The organism is Allochromatium tepidum, from assembly GCF_018409545.1.
Classification (GTDB): domain Bacteria; phylum Pseudomonadota; class Gammaproteobacteria; order Chromatiales; family Chromatiaceae; genus Thermochromatium; species Thermochromatium tepidum_A.
In genome coordinates this window covers 1,673,592-1,691,116 of sequence record NZ_AP024563.1, presented here as the reverse complement: position 1 = coordinate 1,691,116, position 17,525 = coordinate 1,673,592, and the positions used below count along the sequence as shown (strand labels likewise).

Sequence of the window (17,525 nt, the reverse complement as noted above, 5' to 3'; positions counted from 1 at the left end):
AATGATTAAATCATCGGACATGCAATCGACACCGTCCGGGACGGACCCACGTATGAGCTATATCCTGATCCTCTATTACAGCCGCCACGGCGCCACCGCCGAGATGGCGCATCAGGTCGCGCGCGGCGTGGAGGCCGCCGGACTCGAAGCGCGTCTGCGCACGGTGCCGGCCGTCTCCGCCGTGTGCGAGGCCACCGAACCGGCCGTCCCAGCCGGCGGCGCGCCCTATGTGGACCTCGAGGATCTGCGCGACTGCGCGGGTCTGGCGCTCGGCAGTCCGACGCGCTTCGGCAACATGGCGGCGGCCATGAAGTATTTTCTCGACGGCACCAGCACCCTGTGGCTGTCCGGTGCTCTGGCCGGTAAGCCGGCCGGGGTCTTCACCTCGACCTCCAGTCTGCACGGCGGCCAGGAAGCGACCCTGTTGAGCATGATGCTGCCGCTGCTGCATCACGGGATGCTGGTCATGGGTCTGCCGTACAGCGAAACCGATCTGCTGCATACCCGGAGCGGCGGCACGCCCTATGGTCCCTCGCATCTGGCGGGGACCGAGAACGATCGGCCACTGACGGAAGAGGAAAAGCGACTCTGTCAGGCTCTGGGCCGGCGTCTGGCGACCACGGCCTCCCGGCTCGCGGGCTGAGACGCATACGCGAGGCCCGAGTTGAACGGCCCGACCCCGCAACTCCATCTGCCGCTCGAACTGCGACCCGAGCCGACCCTGGAGTCCTATCGGCCGGGGCCGAACGCCGAGGCCCTGGATGCCGTCGCGGCGATGGCGCGGGGCGTGGGTGAACCCTATCTGCTGCTCTTCGGCGCCGAGGGCACGGGCAAGACCCATCTGCTGCAAGCCGCCTGTCAGGCCGTCGTGCGCGCCGGGCGTCAGGCGCATTTCGTGCCGCTCGGGATGGCGGATCTGGATCCGGCGATGCTGGAGAACCTGGAACGGCTGGATCTGGTGGCGATCGACGACATCCAGTGCATCGTCGGTGATCCGGTCTGGGAGCGTGCCCTCTTCGATCTCTTCAACCGGCTGCGCGAGCAAGGGCGCTCACTGCTCGGCGCTGCCGACGCCGCGCCCGACAGCCTGCCGTTCAGCCTGCCGGATCTGGCCTCGCGTCTGCTGTGGGGGCCGCGTTATCGGCTGCTGCCGTTGTCGGATCTCGACTGCGAACACTTGTTGCTCGAAGCGGCGCGCGAACGCGGGATGCGGCTGACCCCGGAGCTGGTGCGCTTCATCATGAGCCACCACGCGCGCGATCCGGCCTCGCTGCTCGACCTGCTGGCGCGGCTCGACAGCCTCAGCCTGCGCGAACAGCGCCAGCCGAGCATTCCGCTGGTCCGTCGCGTCATGCAGGGGTCGGAGGACTCCGAGAGCGCCGCCTGAACCTCAGTCCGACTTCCAGCCGCTGCGGATCGCCTTGCGGCTCCAGATCCAGACGTATTGCGTGCCGCTGACCACCACGGTGATCAGGCAGGCCCAGATCAGCGCGGCGATCGAGATCTCCGGCAGATCCATGACCCCGGCGTCGAGAATGACGGCCACGACCAGCAGGATCTGCAGGGCCGTGTTGACCTTGCTCATAAGTATGGGCGCCGCCTCGACCTCGGCGACCCGGTAGTTGTAGAGCAAGGCGCCGCTGACGATGACCAGATCGCGGAAGATCACCGCCAGCACCAGCCACAGCGGGATGAGTCCATGCGCGCCGAGCACCAGGAAGCAGCACACGAGCAGGGTCTTGTCGGCCAGCGGGTCGAGCAGACCGCCGAGCCGGCTCTGCCAGTGATAACGCTTGGCCAGAAAGCCGTCGAGTCCGTCGGAGATCCCGGCGGCGGCGAACAGGACCAGGGCCCAGCCGAATTCGTGGACCACGAGCAGATAGACCACCGGAATCACGGTGATCAGCCGAATCACGCTGATGATGTTGGGGATATCACTGGGCTTCAAGAGACTCATGGCACCGACGCCTACGGAACGCACCGACAAGAGATGGCAGGTATACTAGCGTACCTCGATTCGTCAAGACTGGAGCCATCGCGTGCCGCAGGATTCCCCGACCCCATCCACTGCCCTCAGTTACCGCTCGGCCGGTGTCGACATCGACGCCGGCGCCCGACTCGTCGAGCGTATCAAGCCCCTGGCCGCCGCCACGCGCCGCCCCGGCGTGCTCGACGGGCTGGGCGGGTTCGGGGCTCTGTTCGAACTGCCGCTGGAGCGGTTCCGTCATCCCGTACTGGTCTCGGGCACCGACGGCGTGGGCACCAAGCTCAAGCTCGCCATCGAGCTGGGCCGTCACGACACCATCGGCATCGATCTGGTGGCCATGTGCGTCAACGACATCCTGGTCAGCGGGGCCGAGCCGCTGTTCTTCCTCGACTACTATGCCACCGCGCACCTGGACGTCGAGGTCGCGGCGACCGTCGTCAGCGGCATCGCGCGCGGCTGCGAGCTGGCCGGCTGCGCCCTGACCGGCGGCGAGACGGCCGAGATGCCCGGACTCTATGGCGCGGGCGACTATGATCTGGCCGGATTCTGCGTCGGCATCGTCGAGAAGGACGCCATCATCCAGCCCTCGCGGGTCAGGCCGGGCGATCGGCTGATCGCGCTCGCGGCTTCCGGGCCGCATTCCAACGGCTATTCGCTGATCCGCAAGGTCATCGAGACCAGCGGCGCGGATCTGCGTCAGGCCCTGGGTGAAACGACGCTGGGCGAGGCGCTGCTGGCGCCGACGCGCATCTATGTGCGCTCGGTGCTGTCGCTGATCGGTGCGCAGCACGTCCATGCCCTGGCACACATCACAGGCGGCGGTCTGACCGAGAACCTGCCGCGCGTGCTGCCGGACGGCACTCAGGCATGCATCGATCCGGACTCCTGGACCCGTCCGGCCGTATTCGACTGGCTCCAGACCCAGGGCGGCATCGCCGAGGCCGAGATGCTGCGGACCTTCAACTGCGGCGTCGGGATGGTGGTGTGCGTGGCGGCGGAGGACGTCGAGACCGCGCTGGCCCATCTGCGCGCGCAGGGCGAGACCGCCTGGGTCATCGGCCGGATCGAAGCGACCGAGGGCGAGCCCTGTGTCGTCTATCAGGGCGGTGTCCATGCCGTCTGAACGCGCGCCGCTGTCGGTCGTCGCGCTCATCTCCGGTAGCGGCAGCAATCTCCAGGCCCTGATCGACGCCCAGGAACAGGGGGCGCCGTTCCGGATCCTTGCCGTCATCAGCAACGAGCCTGACGCCTTCGGGCTGGAGCGCGCGCGTCGTCACGGCATTGCGACCGAGGTTCTGAACCACCGCGACTATCCGGATCGTGCCGGCTTCGACAGTGCCCTCGCGGCGGCGATCGATGGCCATGATCCGGGGCTGGTGGTGCTGGCCGGCTTCATGCGCATCCTGACGCCGGCCTTCGTCGAGCACTATCGCGGGCGGCTGCTCAACATCCATCCATCCCTGCTGCCCAGGTATCAGGGACTAAACACCCACAAACGCGCGCTCGAGGCCGGCGACACCGAGCACGGCGCCAGCGTGCATTTCGTCACGGCTGAACTGGATGGCGGCCCCGTGGTGCTCCAGGCGCGCGTACCCGTGCTGCCCGGAGACGACCCAGGCACGCTGGCCGCGCGGGTGCTGAAGCAGGAGCACGTCATCTATCCGACCGTGGTGCGCTGGTTCGCCGAGGGCCGGCTACGGCTGGAGGCGGATGGACGTCCCCATCTCGATGGCGAGGTGCTGGACGAGCCGCGCCGGCTCGATCCGGGTCAGGGGCTGACCTGATCGTCAGCGTCTTCCGTTCCCGGCTCACGACCGTCATGCGGTTCGAGGCGCCGTTCGCTGTAAGGCAGACAGGTCGCGGGGCGCTCCGGCGAGCAGGCCTCGGCATCCCGCACCAGTCGGACATAGAAGGCATCGCGCCTGGTGCCATAGCCCAGATGACCGCGGCGGAAGTCGAGCGTCCAGGCGCTGTCCGGATAATAGGTCGCCGGGTCTGAGGTCCAGAAGCGGCCCGCCGGTGTGCGCGGAAAGGTGACGCCGTCGATGCCGACGCCATAGCAGCGTCGCACCAGCAGGGAGCGCAGTTCGTCCTGGGTCGGCAGGCGCCAGTCGGCATAACCGGCGAAGCGCCATTCACGCGCACGACGCTTCGCCTCCTCCAGCTTGAAGGCCTGCGGTTCACCCATCGTACAGCCGACCCCGGCCGCACCCTCGGGACATTGCTTCCACATCAGGCCCGTGCTCCGATCGTAGACCGTGCCGTTCCGGATCTGGATGTAGCGCGAATCGGGTATAGGGGCCGTGTCCCAGTCGACACAGTCCTGAGCGACCGCCACGCCGGTCAGCAGGACCAGCGGCATGACCAAGAGTCGCCCCGGTTCCTTGCGCGCTCCCAGGCGGGAACCTGGGAACGTGCGAAAAAACCGAGACTTCAGCCGCATGTGCGCGCTCCGACCGACACGAGCACTATTTGGATTTGTCCTCATCCGTCTTGGAGCCGGAGGCCGGGAGACTCGTCATGAGTTTCTGGAAATAATCCCAGGACGCGAGGGTTCCGGCCATGTAGGGCTGGAAGAGCTTGAGCGGATCATAGCCCTCGACGCCCGCGATCATGCGTTCGCGGATGTCGTCCATGATCTGACGCTGAAAGGCTTCGACGTCCGGGAGACCGAAGAGCTTGCGCACTTCCTCGGGTGTGATGTCGAAATCGACCGTGACCTTCATGAGAGCCTCTCCGGTGGGTGACGAGCCGGCTGGACCGGCTCAGTGACGGCGCGCGCGCGGCATGTCGTCCAGGATCGGTTCCTCGACCCGGATGCCGCGCCGCACGCGCCGACCGATCAGGACGCAGGCGCGCTCGAAGGCGCGCTCGGCCTCGCGGGCGTTCCAGTCCCACTCCGACGGATGCGAGGTGGCCGGAAACTGCCAGTGCCCGGTGGTCAGCACCGAGCCGATGCGAACCTCCAGCGTCCAGTCGTGCCAGACCATGTCCGGCCGGTCGTCCTCGACGAACTCCTGTTCGACCAGCCGGACATAGTGACCGGCCTGATCGTCCATGGCGACCTGGTTGGTGAGTACCAGAGTCTCGTCGATACAACTGCTCCAGCCGGTATGGACCGCGCCGGCCGTGGACATGAGGGCATGGATGAGCAGTCCGGGCGTGAGCGTCAGGGACAGGGGGGTGTCCCAGTCCGGCTCACCTGTGTCTCTATCGAGTGTCATCGAGTAACTGTCGAGCCTCTATTGCCGGTGGTAGCGCACTCTGCACGCCAAGCGTGCAAATCTACGTCCGTCGGACCGCGAACAGCAATGCGGACACTCAACACCCCGGATCCTCCGAGAGCATCTCGGCCTGACTGCGCAGATAGGCGCCGGCGCGATAGAGTCCGACCAGGGTCTTGCCGTCGGTGATGGTGCCGTCGTCGCACCAGTCGAGCGCTTGGCTCAACGGCATCCAGTGGATCTCGATCACCTCGCCGTGCTCGTGGGCGTGCGGCAGTTCGGTCAGGCCGCGCCCCAGCCACAGATGGATGACCTCGTCGAAGATACCGGGCGAGCTGTACATCGGACCGAGATCGATCCAGTCGTCGGCCTGCACGCCGGCTTCCTCGGCCAGCTCGCGGCGCGCGGTCGACAGCGGGGTCTCGCCAGGGTCGAGACGGCCCGCCGGCAGCTCCCAGATCCAGCCTCGGGCCGCGTGGCGGAATTGACGCAGCAGACAGACGCGCTCCTGCTCGTCGAGCGCCACGGCCGCCGCGCCGCCCGGATGGCGCACCATCTCCAGGTCGACCTGACTGCCGTCGGGGAGTTCGACCGTCTCGACGGCGACCTCGATGACCTTGCCCTGATAGATCGGTTCGCGTTTCAGGATCTCGCCTTCACTCATCTTCGGAATCTCCTCGATGCGCGCGATACGGATTCGCGGGGCATCTCTCGTGTCGTGAGGGCGTTACACTAGTCCCCCCGCGCGGATTCGACAAGATCAGCGGCTCGATTCGAGGGCGGTTCGGACCATGCAGTCACGGAACCGTCATCGATCGTCAATAAAATCGCTTGCTTTCCAGCGCAGGCACGCTGTTCCATTTCAGTCTTCAGGTCCATTCCCATGACCACCATTCTTGTCATCGATGACGAGCCGGACATCCGCGAGGTGATGCGGTTCGCGCTCGAGAGTTCGGACTTCCGCGTCATGGAGGCCGGTCACGCCGACGAGGCGCGCAAGCTGTTGAGCACCGAGACCCCGGATCTCATCCTGCTCGACTGGATGCTGCCCGGACGCTCCGGGCTGGAGCTGGCCCAGCAGCTCAAGCAGAGCCCCAAGACCAAGTCGATCCCGATCATCATGGTCAGCGCGCGCGGCGAGGAAGAGGATCGGGTCAAGGGACTCGACACCGGCGCCGACGACTATATCGCCAAGCCTTTCTCACCGCGCGAGATGGTGGCGCGCGTCAAGGCGGTGCTGCGGCGCGCCAAACCGGACGAGGCCGTCGACGAGATCGAGATCGGCGGGCTGGTGATGGACAATCTCGGGCATCGGGTCACGGCCGAAGGCCGCCCGATCGAGGTCGCGCCGACCGAATACCGGCTGCTGCACTTCTTCATGACCCATGCCGACCGCGCCTTCAGCCGCTCGCAACTGCTCGATCAGGTCTGGGGCGATCAGGTCTATGTCGAAGAGCGCACCGTCGACGTGCATGTGCGTCGTCTGCGCAAGGCCCTGGAGCCGACCGGACATGACCGGCTGCTGCAAACCGTGCGCGGCGTCGGCTATCGCTTCTCGGACAAGACTTGAGCAGCCCGACTTCTCCCTGGATTGTGCGCAGCGACTTGGCTCAGGCTGTGCTTTTGGATCTTGCCCTGCTGCTCGCGCCGGTCGCCCTGGGGCTGATCGCGGTCGCGCTCGGCGTCGATCCGGGCTGGGTCTGGCCCTGGGTGCTGCTGCCGCCCCTGCTGCGTCATCCCTGGCTGCTGATCCGGCTCGCGCTCCTGATCCGGCGCCGGCATCGGCTCGCCCCGCCCTTCCCGCTCGGACTCTGGGGCGAGGTCTATCGCGGGATCGCGCGCTATCAGCAACGCGGGCGCAAGAGCCGCAAGCGTCAGATCCGCTTCAGCCGGCGCTTTCGCGAGGCGGCCAATGCGGTGCCCGATGCCCTGGTCATCCTCGACAAACAGCATCGCGTCGAATGGGCCAATCCGGCCGCGACCAAGCTGATGAACGTGCGCTGGCCGGAGGACGACCGGCGTCCCCTCACCGAGATCCTGACCCAGCCCGAGATCCTGCCCTTCATCGAGGCCGGCGAATACATGCGTCCGCTCGACATCGCCCCCGAGCACAACCGCGCCATCATGCTCTCACTGCGCATCACGCCCTTCGGCGAGCGCAAAAAGCAGCGGCTGGTGGTCGGGCGCGACATCACCAAGATCTATCATCTCAACATGATCCGGCGCGATTTCGTCGCCAATGCCTCGCACGAGCTGCGAACACCCTTGACCGTGATCGCCGGGTTCCTGGAGGCGCTGCTCGACGCGCCCGGCACCCCGGCCCAGCATCGGCGCCCGCTGACCCTGATGCACAATCAGACCGAACGCATGTGCTCGATCATCGAGGATCTGCTGACGCTCTCACGGCTGGAGATGCGCGAGAGTCCCGAGGAGCAGGAGTCGGTGGACGTGCCGGACGAGCTGCATCTGATCCTGCAGGAGGCGCAGGCGCTGAGCAATGGCCGACATGGCTTCGAGAGTCGGGTCGACGAAACACTGCTGCTGCTCGGCAGTCCGCCCGAACTGCGCAGCGCCTTCTCCAATCTGGTCTTCAACGCCGTCAAGCACACGCCCGACGGCACCTGCATCCAGATCGTCTGGCAGCGTGGGATCGATGGAGTCGAGTTCAGCGTCAGCGATGACGGTCCGGGCATCCCGCCCGAGCATCTGCCACGGCTGACCGAGCGCTTCTATCGCGTCGACCGCGCGCGCTCGCGTGAATCGGGCGGAACGGGTCTGGGACTGGCCATCGTCAAGCATGTGCTCAACCGGCACGATGGACGACTCAGGATCACCAGCGAGCTTGGACGCGGCTCGCGCTTCGTCTGCCGTTTTCCGGGCAAACGCGCCCTGATCCGGGATGATCGCGATGCGATTCCGGTTGATGAACTTCCGATACGGGACAGTGCAGGCTCGAATAGGCCCTGAGCAGCGCCCGATCCGAGAAACGTCTTTCGTGGGTGTGTAGGTGCGGCTTAAGCCGCACCTACCGCCAAACTCGGGAGGATCAGCCGAGAGCCGACATTGGAGCCGGCCAGTCGTCGTCATCCTCGGACGCAGCGGCTGAAGCGGACGATTGTGAATTCCGGAACGCCAGATTGACGCGATCGCGCAGTTCCTTGCCCGGCTTGAAGTGAGGGACGTACTTGGCGGCCAGGGCGACCGACTCACCCGTCTTGGGATTGCGCCCAAGACGTGGCGGACGGTAGTGCAGCGAGAAACTGCCGAAACCCCGGATCTCGATCCGCTCTCCGGTGGCGAGCGCTGTGCTCATGCGTTCGAGGATCTTTCTGACCGCTTCCTCGACGTCTTTGTAGGGGAGATGGTCCTGCTCGGCGGCCAGAATGTCGATCAGCTCCGATTTCGTCATGGGGCGACTCCTGGAAAAATCGATCGGGGACCGCCCCGTGGCGGCGCGGTCCCCGTCTCCTCATGGTCCGGAAGACGACCTCGGCCTCAGTTGCCGCGCTGAGCCTCTTCCATCTGCTCCTTGAGGAGGTCGCCGAGCGTGGTGGCGGCGCCGGCGGCGTCGCGCGAATAACCCTTGATCGCGGTCTGCTCTTCCTCGGCATCCTTGGCCTTCATCGACAGCGACAGGGTGCGGTTCTTGCGGTCGACGCCCAGGAACTTGGCCTCGATCGCCTCGCCGACCCTGAGCACGGTGCGTGCGTCCTCGACGCGGTCACGCGAGATCTCGGAGGCGCGCAGATAGCCCTCGACGCCGTCGCCGAGCGTGATGGTCGCGCCCTTGGCATCGACCTCGGCGACCACGCCGGTCACGACGCTGCCCTTCTCGTGCAGGGCGACGAAGCTGGAGAAGGGATCCTTGTCGAGCTGCTTGACGCCGAGCGAGATGCGCTCGCGCTCGGGATCGACCGACAGCACCACGGTTTCGAGTTCATCGCCCTTCTTGTAACGACGCAGGGCGTTCTCGCCGGCCTCCTCCCAGGAGATGTCGGAGAGGTGCACCAGGCCGTCGATGCCGCCGTCCAGACCGATGAAGATACCGAAGTCGGTGATCGACTTGATCTTGCCGGAGACGTGATCGCCCTTCTTGTGGGTCGCGGCGAACTCTTCCCAGGGATTCATGGCGCACTGCTTGATGCCGAGCGAGATGCGGCGACGCTCCTCGTCGATGTCCAGCACCATGACCTCGACCTCGTCGCCCAGGTTGACGACCTTGGAGGGATGGATGTTCTTGTTGGTCCAGTCCATCTCGGAGACGTGCACCAGACCCTCGACGCCCTCCTCGATCTCGACGAAGCAGCCGTAGTCGGCGATGTTCGTGACCTTACCGAAGACGCGGGTACCCTCGGGATAGCGACGCGAGATGTTGACCCACGGATCCTCACCCATCTGCTTGAGGCCGAGCGAGACGCGCTGACGGTCGCGGTCGAACTTGAGCACCTTGACCGTGATCTCGTCGCCGATCTCGACCACTTCGGACGGATGCTTGACGCGACGCCAGGCCATGTCGGTGATGTGCAGCAGACCGTCGATGCCGCCCAGATCGAGGAAGGCGCCGTAGTCGGTGAGGTTCTTGACCACACCCTTGACTTCCATGCCCTCTTCCAGGTTCTTGAGCAGCTGCTCGCGCTCGGCGCTGTACTCTTCCTCGACCACGGCGCGGCGTGAGACCACCACGTTGTTGCGCTTGCGGTCGAGCTTGATGACCTTGAACTCTTGTTCCTTGCCTTCGAGATAGGTGGTGTCGCGCACCGGACGCACGTCGACCAGCGAGCCGGGCAGGAAGGCGCGCACCGTGCCCAGATCGACGGTGAAGCCGCCCTTGACCTTGCCGTTGATGAGACCCTTGACGGTCTCGGCCTTCTCGAACGCCTTCTCCAGATAGTCCCAGGCGGCGAAGCGCTTGGCCTTCTCACGCGACAGCCGGGTCACGCCGAAGCCGTCTTCGACGGCGTCGAGGGCCACTTCGACCTCGTCGCCGATCGCCACTTCCAGCTCGCCCTCGGGGCTGAGGAATTGATTGCGGGGGATGATGCCTTCGGACTTGAGTCCGGCATTGATCACGACGTTGTCGGCAGTGATGTCGATGACGGTGCCGACGACGATGGTACCCGGCTGGAGCTGGGTGGTGTTAAGACTTTGTTCGAAGAGTTCGGCGAAGCTTTCGGTCATGAGATCCAAGTATCCTGAGAATGGCGCGCTGACCCGCCCCATCCGGGACGAGGGGTGTTTTGAGTAAACGAAAAGGTCGACGCTCTCCACGTCGACCCTACCTGTTTCGACCGCCGTTCGTCGCCGCTCCGAGTCGAGTCGGATCGGCTGGATGCAAGCGGCCTTAGGAGCCTCGGGCGATCGTTTCCGGGAAGACGCGCCTAACCTCTTCCAGGACACGATCGAGCACTTCAGCAATGGACATCCGGGTGGAATCCACCAATACGGCATCCTCGGCGGGACACAGGGGCGCCGTCGGGCGGGACCGGTCGCGCGCGTCCCGTTCGCGGATGTCCGCTACAAGTTGCGGGAGGTTAGCATCCAACCCCTTCTCCTTCAACTGTTTATAGCGGCGTTCGGCACGGATCTCGGGGCCGGCGTCGAGAAAGATCTTCAGCGGCGCCTGGGGGAAGACCACGGTGCCCATGTCGCGTCCGTCGGCCACCAGTCCGGGTGCGCGGGCGAAGCGGCGCTGCCAGTCGAGCAGGGCCGAGCGCACGCCCGGATGGGCGGCCACGCGCGAGGCGGCCATGCCGGCTTCTTCGGTGCGGATGGCGTCGCTGACGTCCTCGCCCGACAGGAGCACCCGCCCGCCCTGGAACTCGACCGGCAGGGCGGCGGCCAGCGGGGTCAGCGCCTCGGGATCGTTGAGGTCCAATCCCTGACGACCGGCGGCCAGACCCAGCACCCGATAGAGCGCGCCGCTGTCGAGCGCGTGCCAGCCGAGCCGCTCGGCCAGGAGCTGCATCAGTGTCCCTTTGCCGGTGCCGGAGGGGCCGTCGATGGTGAGGATCGGGATCACGTTCATGCCGGGCGCTGCTCCTCGATACCTAAGCCCGCGTGTGACGCCAGTTGCGGGAAGCCGGGAAAGGAGGTCTCGACATTGGCGCAGTCGCGGATCTCGATCGGTCCGTCGGCGCGCAGTCCGGCGATGGCGAATGACATGGCGATGCGATGGTCGCCGTGGGCCTCAATGGCGTTCTCGCCGGTGGCTGTGCCCAGGGCGCCGCCCCGGATGCGGATGCCGTCCGGGGTCGGTTCGGCCTGGATGCCGAGTTTGAGCAGACCGTCGGCCATGACCTGGATGCGGTCGCTCTCCTTGACGCGCAGCTCTTCGGCGCCGGTCAGGACCGTCTCGCCCTCGGCGCAGGCGGCGGCGATGAAGAGCGCAGGGAATTCGTCGATGGCCAGCGGCACCTGATCGACCGGGATTTGGATGCCGCGCAGTCGGGCCGACTTGACGCGGATGTCGGCCACCGGCTCGCCGCCGGCGGTGCGCTTGTCGAGCAGTTCGATGTCGGCGCCCATGGCGCGCAGGATGTTGATGACGCCGACGCGGGTCGGGTTGATGCCGACCTCTTTGAGCAGCAGGTCGGAACCGGGCGCGATGCTGGCGCCGACCAGGAAGAAGGCCGCCGATGAGATGTCGGCCGGGATGCGCAGTCGGCAGGCGGTCAGGCGTCCGCCGCCGGTGAGGCAGATGCGCAGTCCCTGGCGGCGCACCGAGTAGCCGAAGGCGGTCAGCATGCGCTCGGTGTGATCGCGCGTCGGCTCGGGTTCGACGATGCAGGTCTCGCCCTGGGCATAGAGTCCGGCCAGCATCAGGCAGGACTTGACCTGGGCGCTGGCCATCGGCAGGCGGTATTCGATGCCGTTCAGATGGTCAACCGGCTCGATGGTCAGGGGGGCGGTTCCCGTCGGGCTGGTGCGGATCCGGGCGCCCATCAGCGCCAGCGGCTCGGTGACGCGGCGCATCGGACGGCGCGTCAGCGAGTCATCGCCAACCAGGGTGGCGGTGACCCCCTGCCCGGCCAGCAGTCCGGCGAGCAGGCGCATGGCCGTGCCCGAGTTGCCCATGTCGAGCGCCGTCGCGGGCGCGCGCAGACCGCGCATCCCCACGCCCTCGATCACCAGCTCGCCGTCGTTCGGCCCCTCGATCGACACACCCATGGCGCGGAAGGCCGCGAGCGTGGCCAGGGCGTCGGCCCCTTCCAGGAAGCCGCTGACCTGGGTGCGACCCTCGGCGATGGCCGAGAGCATGATGGAGCGATGCGAGATCGACTTGTCGCCCGGCACGCGCAGACGTCCGCGCAGTGAGCCGCCGGGGGTGATGAGGTAGCGATGATCGATGAGCGAGGACAAGGCGTCTCCCAAGGCTCGCGTGGCCGGTGATGAAAGGGTTGAGATTGTAGCAGTCGCTTGACGGTGAACCAATGCGCGCCACGCTGAGGCCGAAATTCGAGTAGGATGGCGGCCCGACTCGCTCGAGCGTCACCTTTGGACGCCCGTCGCAGCGGCCTCCTCCCGTTTACATCCTAAAGATCGACTCCATGCCCATCACCGAGAAACAGAAACGCCGGCTCAAGCCCCAGGTCCATCATCTCAAGCCTGTGGTGCTCGTCGGCCAGTACGGCATCACCGAGCCGGTGCTCGCCGAGATCGAGATTGCACTCGACCATCACGAACTGCTCAAGGTCCGCGTCAACGCCGGCGACCGTGACGAGCGCGATGCCGCCATCGGCCTGATCTGCGAGCGCACGGGCGCGGATCTCATCAGTCGCATCGGCAATGTCGCCGCGCTCTATCGCCACAACCCCAAGAAGCGCGATCCCATCGTGCTGCCGAAGCTCTGAAGCGACTCCAAGCCGCGACGCACGCTGAAGCGATGGCCTGAACCACTGCGCCGCCCGGTTCAGGCCATGATCCCGGATTCAGGACTTGGGCAGAGTCACACCGCGCTGTCCCTGGTACTTGCCGCCGCGATCCTTGTAGGACGTCTCACAGACCTCATCGGACTCGAAGAACAGGATCTGCGCCACGCCCTCGTTGGCGTAGATCTTCGCGGGCAGCGGCGTGGTGTTGGAGAACTCCAGAGTGACGTGACCTTCCCACTCGGGTTCCAAAGGGGTTACGTTCACGATGATGCCGCAGTTGCTGGTGAAGACACCGGCATCGAGTGCAAAATTGCCGCCCTCGGGAACGGTCAGGCAGTAGACATCATGATCGCCGGCCAGCTCACGAATCTTGACGACTTTATGATTCCGACTTCCGGCGGCCCGTCCTCTAAAGGCCGCGATGACCTCCGGAAAGCGCCTAAAAACCGAGCGATCACAGTTGAGCTCACGCGCGGCGCCACGGATCGATCCGGTTTGGTCGAGTGCTTCCCTGACACGCTCGGACGTAATCTCCGGGCGTAGATTGATTTGACGCGCAATCTGCGCTTGAGCCGCCCGGCGGCTACCGTCATCCATCGACCAAGCTCGCCGCGAAATATCCCCCCTAAGTCGACGCGCTACAGGATCGGCATAGTAATCGAGCAATGCAGCACGCTGACGCTCTCGACGCTCATTCGACCAAAGGCGTAGGTGTTGCTCCCTCAAACGCTCGCGCGTCTCGGCATACTGATCCGCTGTCCAAAAACGCTTAGCGCGTTCACTCTGCACGCGGCTGAACTGTTCGCGCCAGTCCGGATCCTGACTCAAACGCTGAAAGGCGTCGCGAATCGCTTGGCTGTGCTCATCCGGGTCGAAATCCTCGCCATAACTTTTCGCGTTATGCAGACGAATATGATCGCTTGCCGGAAGACGCTCGATATTCCAGGGCGCATTGTTGCGGCGATCGAAATCCTTGTGATGGTGATGCGTTCCGGGTTGATCCGCATAGAGCCCTTGACTGACATTCCATTCATCGGCCAGACGATGTGTTGGATACAGATGCCCATTCAATGGCTGATAGACGGACTCATAGCCGCGAATCAACTGCCGGTACAACGGCATCAGTGAATCGCCCGGACGCAACGCATCCGCCTGTACCATACGCCCATCGCGCCGCACCATTTCGTGATCGGGCGTGCAATGGATGACTCGGCCATTGTCGAGCGTCAACTCAAGCAAACTATCCCGGCCGATGAAGCGCGGAGCATCGAGAAGTGCAACCTGAATTCGACCGAACTGATTGAGGCTGTACCCCCAAAACAGCTCGCCGTCCTGTGCCCGGACAGCCATATCTTCGAGTGTCGGAGCCGTACCATCGATCAATGCAACGCGCGTGTCGCCACGAAAACAGCGCGCATACGTACTTTTTCCCATGCACACAACAAGTGTATTTTTGGGAATGCGGAAATACTCCACCGTGCGCGCCAGCGCAAACGAATTCGGCGGAATGATACAAACGTCGGATTTGAGATCGACGAAACTGTTGGAGTCGAAATTCTTGGGATCGACGATCGCTGAGTTGATATTGGTGAAGATCTTGAATTCATCGGCGCAGCGTACGTCGTAGCCGTAGCTCGAGGTGCCATAGGAGATCACGCGCCCATGTTCGCCCTCGCGCACCTGACCCGGCTCGAAGGGATCGATCATCTTGTGCTCGACGGCCATGCGTCGTATCCAGCGATCTGATTTGATGGCCATCCGGCATCCTCACGAAAAACAAAAAAACTTACGACGCCGCTGATGAGCGACGTACAAAAAGAAACAAAAGAACCGCGCCTAAGTCGCGCTCAGTAACCGTCCGGATTCTGCGACTGCCAGCGCCAGGCATCGACCACCATGCGCTCCAGATCGTATTCGGCGCTCCAGCCCAGCTCCTCGCGCGCAAGCGACGGATCGGCATAGCAGCAGGCGATGTCGCCGGGCCGACGCTCGACGATGTCATAGGGAATCGGACGTCCGCTCGCCCGCTCGAAGGCCGCGATCACCTCCAGCACACTGTAACCGTGCCCGGTCCCGAGATTGTAAGTGACCACGCCTGGCGTCTCTTGCAGCTTGTGCAGGGCCGCCAGATGACCGCGCGCCAGATCCGCCACATGGATGTAGTCACGCACCCCGGTTCCGTCCGGCGTCGGATAATCGTTGCCGAAGACGCGCAGACGCTGGAGTCGCCCGACCGCCACCTGAGCGATATAGGGCATCAGGTTGTTCGGAATCCCGTTCGGATCCTCGCCGATACGCCCGCTCTCATGCGCGCCGACCGGATTGAAATAGCGCAGTAGCGCGATGTTCCAGCGCGGGTCGGAGACATGCAGATCGCGCAGGATCTCCTCGATGAACAGCTTCGAGCGCCCATAGGGATTGGTCGCCCCGACGGGGAAATCCTCGCGAATCGGCACGGTCGCCGGATCGCCGTAGACGGTCGCCGAGGAACTGAAGACGAGATTGCGCACCCCGGCATCGGCCATTGCCTGACAGAGCGTCAGGGTTCCCCGAACATTGTTGTCGTAATAGGCTAGCGGCTTTGCGACCGACTCACCTACCGCCTTGAGTCCGGCGAAATGGATCACGGCATCGAACCGGCCCTGGCTGAAGATCTCACCGAGCGTCTCGCGATCGCGCAGATCGACCTCGAAGAAGCCCACGGCCTGACCCGTGATCTCGCCGACCCGGCGCAGCGACTCTTCCCGGCTGTTGCAGAGATTGTCGAGCACCACGACATGGATGCCCGCTTGCAGCAGCTCCAGGCAGGTATGGCTGCCGATGTAGCCGGCCCCGCCGGTCACTAGAACTCGCATGTCTTGTGCGCTCCGTTCAGTCCGAATGAAATCCGCTGTTACTCGACATTTCAGGCTATCTCAACACGCTCGCCGGCGAGCCGCAAACGTTGGCGCAGACGGCGCAGGGTTTCGGGGTCGAGCGAGTCCGGGGCCAGCGCCAGCGTGCGTCGTTTCCACCAGGAACCCTCGACGCTGAACACGAGCACCACACCCAGCGTACTGACGAAGGTCGCGGGCGAGAGTTGGGCCTCGATCTCGCGCCCGGAGACGAGCCTCAGCGTCCAGAATCCATCCGGGTGCCAGATCGCGCACCGGATCGACCAGGGCGCGCGACCGAGCACCTCGGCCCACAGCGTCCGCCGGACACCGAGCAGCACGACCAGGGCCAGCGGCAACGTCAGCCAACCGAGCGGCAGCGCCAGGATCACGACCAGCGTCAGCATCGAAGTCAGCACGACCAGAATCAGCAGCCGGCGCGAAACGCCCGGATACAGTTCGAGCGGCGGATAGGCGCGATGCGTCTCCATGCCCCCCGCGACGTCCATGGGTCAATCGATTCGCGGCGACTCGCTCACGACCGCGAGTATCCGCGCCACCAGCGCACGCAGACGCGGATCGGGCGCCTCGGAACGCTCCATGAACCAGTCGCTCAGATGCGGATCCGGCTCCCCGAGCAGCACCGGGAAGTCCTGACGCTCGGCCTCGGACAGCTCGGCATAGCCGAGGTCGAGAAAGCGCCCGAGCAGATGATCCAGCTCCAGCATCCCGCGCCGGCATTGCCAGCGCAGACGCTGGAGTTCGCGATCATCAGCGGCAGGAAGCGGCTGTGATTCGGTCGAGTCAGCCACTCTAAAGCCCCTTTTCGAGCATCAGTTCCTTGATGTGCCCGATGGCGCGCGTCGGATTGAGTCCCTTGGGACAGACCTCGACGCAGTTCATGATGCTGTGACAGCGGAACAGCTTGTACGGCCCCTCCAGCGCATCCAGACGCTCTTCGGTCGCCTGATCGCGGCTGTCGGCCAGGAAGCGCCAGGCTTGCAACAGCGCCGCCGGCCCGTGGAACTTGTCGGGGTTCCACCAGAACGACGGACAGGCGGTGGAACAGCAGCCGCAGAGGATGCACTCATAGAGCCCGTCGAGCTTGTCGCGATCGGCCGGACTCTGCGGCAGCTCCTGCTCAGGCAGCGGATCATGACGTACCAGATAGGGCTTGACGGCGCGATACTGTTCATAGAACTGGGTCATGTCGACGACCAGGTCGCGGATGACCGGACGCCCCGGCAGCGGACGTACCGCGATCGGCGTCGTCAGCTCGGTGATCGGGGTGACGCAGGCGAGCACGTTGCGACCATTGGCGTTGACCGCGTCCGACCCGCAGACACCCTCGCCGCAGGAATGCCGGAAGCTGAACGACTCGTCCTGCTTCTTCACTTCCAGCAGCGCGTCGCGCAGCATCATGCCCTGGAAGGTCTTGACCTCGTAGTCCTGCATCCGGGGACGCGGGTCGGTGTCCGGATTGTAGCGATATACGCTGATTCTCATCGTCGAATACCCGAGACGGTTGGCGGTTGGAGACCTGCCAATCCTAACTGTTTTGTGCGCTGCA

At 64.9% G+C, this 17,525-nt stretch carries 20 protein-coding genes and 3 pseudogenes; 7 read left to right on the top strand and 16 right to left on the bottom strand.

What is annotated here, in order from left to right:
• Positions 1 to 52 precede the first annotated feature (52 nt).
• Complete coding sequence (gene wrbA, locus Atep_RS08170; protein ID WP_213377804.1) at positions 53 to 643, top strand: NAD(P)H:quinone oxidoreductase; 591 nt, start codon at positions 53 to 55, stop codon at positions 641 to 643.
• 21 nt (positions 644 to 664) lie between these two features.
• Positions 665 to 1,387: a DnaA regulatory inactivator Hda gene (gene hda, locus Atep_RS08165; protein ID WP_213377803.1), complete on the top strand. Its 723-nt coding sequence runs from the start codon at positions 665 to 667 to the stop codon at positions 1,385 to 1,387.
• Positions 1,388 to 1,390: 3 nt separating this feature from the next.
• On the opposite strand, the gene Atep_RS08160 is transcribed toward hda, so the two are convergent.
• Positions 1,391 to 1,957 carry a CDP-alcohol phosphatidyltransferase family protein gene (locus Atep_RS08160; RefSeq protein ID WP_419466817.1) on the bottom strand — a complete coding sequence of 189 codons (567 nt, stop codon included), beginning with the start codon at positions 1,955 to 1,957 and terminating at the stop codon, positions 1,391 to 1,393.
• Positions 1,958 to 2,039: 82 nt separating this feature from the next.
• Here Atep_RS08160 and purM point away from each other — a divergent pair, with 82 nt between their 5' ends.
• Positions 2,040 to 3,110 (top strand): phosphoribosylformylglycinamidine cyclo-ligase, encoded by a 1,071-nt coding sequence (gene purM, locus Atep_RS08155; RefSeq protein WP_213377801.1) that lies wholly within the window; start codon positions 2,040 to 2,042, stop codon positions 3,108 to 3,110.
• The gene (purN, locus tag Atep_RS08150; protein WP_213377800.1) at positions 3,100 to 3,771 is read left to right on the top strand and encodes a phosphoribosylglycinamide formyltransferase; all 672 of its coding nucleotides are present in this window, start codon (positions 3,100 to 3,102) and stop codon (positions 3,769 to 3,771) included. The genes purM and purN overlap by 11 nt, the downstream gene beginning before the upstream one ends.
• Here the strand turns inward: purN and Atep_RS08145 are convergent.
• The 4 genes from Atep_RS08145 to Atep_RS08130 form a co-directional block, all read right to left on the bottom strand.
• Positions 3,756 to 4,349, bottom strand: a complete 594-nt coding sequence (locus tag Atep_RS08145; RefSeq protein WP_236786063.1) for an Lcl C-terminal domain-containing protein — start codon at positions 4,347 to 4,349, stop codon at positions 3,756 to 3,758. The genes purN and Atep_RS08145 overlap by 16 nt on opposite strands.
• A gap of 106 nt (positions 4,350 to 4,455) precedes the next feature.
• On the bottom strand, positions 4,456 to 4,713 hold the full coding sequence (locus Atep_RS08140) for a DUF6489 family protein (RefSeq protein ID WP_213377796.1): 258 nt from the start codon (positions 4,711 to 4,713) through the stop codon (positions 4,456 to 4,458).
• A 39-nt stretch (positions 4,714 to 4,752) separates the two neighbouring features.
• Positions 4,753 to 5,211 carry a hypothetical protein gene (locus tag Atep_RS08135; protein ID WP_213377794.1) on the bottom strand — a complete coding sequence of 153 codons (459 nt, stop codon included), beginning with the start codon at positions 5,209 to 5,211 and terminating at the stop codon, positions 4,753 to 4,755.
• A 97-nt stretch (positions 5,212 to 5,308) separates the two neighbouring features.
• On the bottom strand, positions 5,309 to 5,875 hold the full coding sequence (locus Atep_RS08130; RefSeq protein ID WP_213377787.1) for an NUDIX hydrolase: 567 nt from the start codon (positions 5,873 to 5,875) through the stop codon (positions 5,309 to 5,311).
• Between the two features lie 219 nt (positions 5,876 to 6,094).
• On the opposite strand from Atep_RS08130, the gene phoB reads away from it, so the two are divergent.
• Positions 6,095 to 6,781, top strand: a complete 687-nt coding sequence (gene phoB / locus Atep_RS08125; RefSeq protein ID WP_213377779.1) for a phosphate regulon transcriptional regulator PhoB — start codon at positions 6,095 to 6,097, stop codon at positions 6,779 to 6,781.
• Positions 6,782 to 6,816: 35 nt separating this feature from the next.
• Positions 6,817 to 8,178, top strand: coding sequence for a phosphate regulon sensor histidine kinase PhoR (gene phoR / locus Atep_RS08120; RefSeq protein WP_213377774.1), 1,362 nt, complete (start codon positions 6,817 to 6,819; stop codon positions 8,176 to 8,178).
• 79 nt (positions 8,179 to 8,257) lie between these two features.
• Here phoR and ihfB read toward each other — a convergent pair whose 3' ends face one another.
• The 4 genes from ihfB to aroA all read right to left on the bottom strand — a co-directional run bounded on the left by ihfB (position 8,258) and on the right by aroA (position 12,570).
• Positions 8,258 to 8,620, bottom strand: a complete 363-nt coding sequence (ihfB, locus tag Atep_RS08115) for an integration host factor subunit beta (RefSeq protein WP_213377767.1) — start codon at positions 8,618 to 8,620, stop codon at positions 8,258 to 8,260.
• An 86-nt stretch (positions 8,621 to 8,706) separates the two neighbouring features.
• The gene (gene rpsA, locus Atep_RS08110; RefSeq protein ID WP_213377765.1) at positions 8,707 to 10,389 is read right to left on the bottom strand and encodes a 30S ribosomal protein S1; all 1,683 of its coding nucleotides are present in this window, start codon (positions 10,387 to 10,389) and stop codon (positions 8,707 to 8,709) included.
• Between the two features lie 163 nt (positions 10,390 to 10,552).
• Positions 10,553 to 11,236, bottom strand: a complete 684-nt coding sequence (gene cmk, locus Atep_RS08105) for a (d)CMP kinase (RefSeq protein WP_213377763.1) — start codon at positions 11,234 to 11,236, stop codon at positions 10,553 to 10,555.
• A complete protein-coding gene (aroA, locus tag Atep_RS08100) occupies positions 11,233 to 12,570 on the bottom strand; it encodes a 3-phosphoshikimate 1-carboxyvinyltransferase (RefSeq protein ID WP_213377758.1) in 1,338 nt (445 codons plus the stop codon). Before aroA ends, cmk begins: the two co-directional genes overlap by 4 nt.
• 188 nt (positions 12,571 to 12,758) lie before the next feature.
• Here aroA and yhbY point away from each other — a divergent pair, with 188 nt between their 5' ends.
• Positions 12,759 to 13,061 carry a ribosome assembly RNA-binding protein YhbY gene (yhbY, locus tag Atep_RS08095; protein WP_213377756.1) on the top strand — a complete coding sequence of 101 codons (303 nt, stop codon included), beginning with the start codon at positions 12,759 to 12,761 and terminating at the stop codon, positions 13,059 to 13,061.
• Between the two features lie 78 nt (positions 13,062 to 13,139).
• On the opposite strand, the pseudogene Atep_RS16635 reads toward yhbY, so the two are convergent.
• The 7 genes and pseudogenes from Atep_RS16635 to Atep_RS08070 all read right to left on the bottom strand — a co-directional run.
• Positions 13,140 to 13,364: pseudogene (locus Atep_RS16635) on the bottom strand (dCTP deaminase); the annotation flags it as partial.
• Positions 13,365 to 14,432 (bottom strand): annotated as a pseudogene (locus tag Atep_RS16630) (dCTP deaminase domain-containing protein); the annotation flags it as partial.
• A gap of 57 nt (positions 14,433 to 14,489) precedes the next feature.
• Positions 14,490 to 14,840: pseudogene (locus tag Atep_RS16625) on the bottom strand (dCTP deaminase); the annotation flags it as partial.
• 89 nt (positions 14,841 to 14,929) lie between these two features.
• The gene (galE, locus tag Atep_RS08085) at positions 14,930 to 15,937 is read right to left on the bottom strand and encodes a UDP-glucose 4-epimerase GalE (protein WP_213377746.1); all 1,008 of its coding nucleotides are present in this window, start codon (positions 15,935 to 15,937) and stop codon (positions 14,930 to 14,932) included.
• Between the two features lie 50 nt (positions 15,938 to 15,987).
• Positions 15,988 to 16,464, bottom strand: coding sequence for a protein YgfX (locus Atep_RS08080; RefSeq protein WP_213377744.1), 477 nt, complete (start codon positions 16,462 to 16,464; stop codon positions 15,988 to 15,990).
• A gap of 3 nt (positions 16,465 to 16,467) precedes the next feature.
• A complete protein-coding gene (locus Atep_RS08075; protein ID WP_236786061.1) occupies positions 16,468 to 16,767 on the bottom strand; it encodes an FAD assembly factor SdhE in 300 nt (99 codons plus the stop codon).
• Position 16,768: 1 nt separating this feature from the next.
• A complete protein-coding gene (locus Atep_RS08070; protein WP_213377743.1) occupies positions 16,769 to 17,461 on the bottom strand; it encodes a succinate dehydrogenase iron-sulfur subunit in 693 nt (230 codons plus the stop codon).
• Positions 17,462 to 17,525 lie beyond the last annotated feature (64 nt).

Coding starts and splice junctions, on each gene's coding strand:
- wrbA (WP_213377804.1), top strand. CDS start 53: ATGAGCTATATCCTGATCCTCTATTACAGCCGCCACGGCGCCACCGCC.
- Atep_RS08160 (WP_419466817.1), bottom strand. CDS start 1,957: ATGAGTCTCTTGAAGCCCAGTGATATCCCCAACATCATCAGCGTGATT.
- purN (WP_213377800.1), top strand. CDS start 3,100: ATGCCGTCTGAACGCGCGCCGCTGTCGGTCGTCGCGCTCATCTCCGGT.
- Atep_RS08145 (WP_236786063.1), bottom strand. CDS start 4,349: ATGCCGCTGGTCCTGCTGACCGGCGTGGCGGTCGCTCAGGACTGTGTC.
- Atep_RS08140 (WP_213377796.1), bottom strand. CDS start 4,713: ATGAAGGTCACGGTCGATTTCGACATCACACCCGAGGAAGTGCGCAAG.
- Atep_RS08135 (WP_213377794.1), bottom strand. CDS start 5,211: ATGACACTCGATAGAGACACAGGTGAGCCGGACTGGGACACCCCCCTG.
- Atep_RS08130 (WP_213377787.1), bottom strand. CDS start 5,875: ATGAGTGAAGGCGAGATCCTGAAACGCGAACCGATCTATCAGGGCAAG.
- phoB (WP_213377779.1), top strand. CDS start 6,095: ATGACCACCATTCTTGTCATCGATGACGAGCCGGACATCCGCGAGGTG.
- ihfB (WP_213377767.1), bottom strand. CDS start 8,620: ATGACGAAATCGGAGCTGATCGACATTCTGGCCGCCGAGCAGGACCAT.
- rpsA (WP_213377765.1), bottom strand. CDS start 10,389: ATGACCGAAAGCTTCGCCGAACTCTTCGAACAAAGTCTTAACACCACC.
- cmk (WP_213377763.1), bottom strand. CDS start 11,236: ATGAACGTGATCCCGATCCTCACCATCGACGGCCCCTCCGGCACCGGC.
- yhbY (WP_213377756.1), top strand. CDS start 12,759: ATGCCCATCACCGAGAAACAGAAACGCCGGCTCAAGCCCCAGGTCCAT.
- galE (WP_213377746.1), bottom strand. CDS start 15,937: ATGCGAGTTCTAGTGACCGGCGGGGCCGGCTACATCGGCAGCCATACC.
- Atep_RS08080 (WP_213377744.1), bottom strand. CDS start 16,464: ATGGACGTCGCGGGGGGCATGGAGACGCATCGCGCCTATCCGCCGCTC.
- Atep_RS08070 (WP_213377743.1), bottom strand. CDS start 17,461: ATGAGAATCAGCGTATATCGCTACAATCCGGACACCGACCCGCGTCCC.